At 63.4% G+C, this 1,217-nt stretch carries 1 protein-coding gene; it reads left to right on the forward strand.

The window, feature by feature from the left end:
* The first annotated feature begins 14 nt into the window (after window positions 1–14).
* A protein-coding gene (locus V2S85_RS27095) for an IS3 family transposase (RefSeq protein WP_330705874.1) occupies window positions 15–1,183 on the forward strand; the annotation gives its coding sequence in 2 pieces (ribosomal slippage) (window positions 15–276 and window positions 276–1,183; 1,170 coding nt in all).
* Window positions 1,184–1,217 lie beyond the last annotated feature (34 nt).

A 1,217-nucleotide genomic window follows, 5' to 3' on the forward strand; every position in this document is an offset into this window, starting at 1 on the left:
GAAGGAGGACTGGAATGGCGAGGAAGCACAAGCCGGAAGAGATCATCGGCAAGCTGCGTGAAGCGGAGATCGTGCTGGCGCAGGGCGGAACGGTGGCGGATGCGTGTCGCCGGATCGGCGTCACCGAGCAGAGCTACTACCGCTGGCGCAAGGAGTATGGCGGCCTGAAGATGGACCAGGCTCGGCGCATGAAAGAGCTTGAGAAGGAAAACGCCCGGTTGCGGCGGGCGGTGTCAGATCTGACGCTGGACAAGTTGATCCTGCAGGAGGCCTCGCGGGGAAACTTCTGAGCCCCGCGCGCCGCAGGCGCTGTATCGATCATATCCGGGGCATGATGCCGGTGTCCGAGCGGCGGGTCTGCCGCGTGCTCGGGCAACATCGATCGGCGCAGCGCAAAACGCCGCGTGGGGCGGATGACGAAGCAGCCCTGACCGAGGATATCATCGCGCTTGCCCGGCAGTATGGCCGCTATGGCTATCGCCGGGTGACGGCCTTGCTGCGCGATGCCGGTTGGCATGTGAACCGCAAACGGGTGGAGCGCATCTGGCGCCGTGAAGGGCTCAAGGTGCCGCAGAAGCAACCGAAGCGTGGAAGGCTCTGGCTCAACGACGGATCATGTATCCGCCTGCGACCGGAATATCCGGGCCATGTGTGGTCTTACGACTGCGTCGAGGGACGCACACATGATGGCCGCAAGTTCCGCATCCTGTCGATCATCGACGAGGCCAGCCGCGAGTGCCTCGCCTTACCCATCGCGCGACGGCTGCGCAGCGAGGACGTGCTGGCGGCTCTCGCCGAGTTGTTCGTCACACGGGGGCCGCCGGCGCACATACGGTCAGACAATGGCCCTGAATTTATCGCCAATACCGTGCAGCAATGGCTGGCGAAGATCGGCGTGAAAACGCTCTACATTACACCCGGCAGCCCATGGGAAAATGGCTACTGTGAATCCTTCAACGGCTCGATGCGCGACGAGCTCTTGAACGGGGAGATCTTCTACACCCTGGCCGAAGCTCGGATCCTGATCGAGGGCTGGCGCAGACACTACAACACCGTCAGGCCGCACAGCTCGCTGGGCTATCGGCCTCCGGCTCCCGAAGCAGCAATGCCGCCATGGCTGCCCTCCGGTTCCGCTTCGCTCCACCTACGGACAACCATGGCACCGGAGACGGTTCTGCACTAACAATCAACACGGACCACTCAGTGGGGGCCGGTCA

This window comes from Novosphingobium resinovorum, assembly GCF_036352595.1.
GTDB lineage: Bacteria > Pseudomonadota > Alphaproteobacteria > Sphingomonadales > Sphingomonadaceae > Novosphingobium > Novosphingobium resinovorum_B.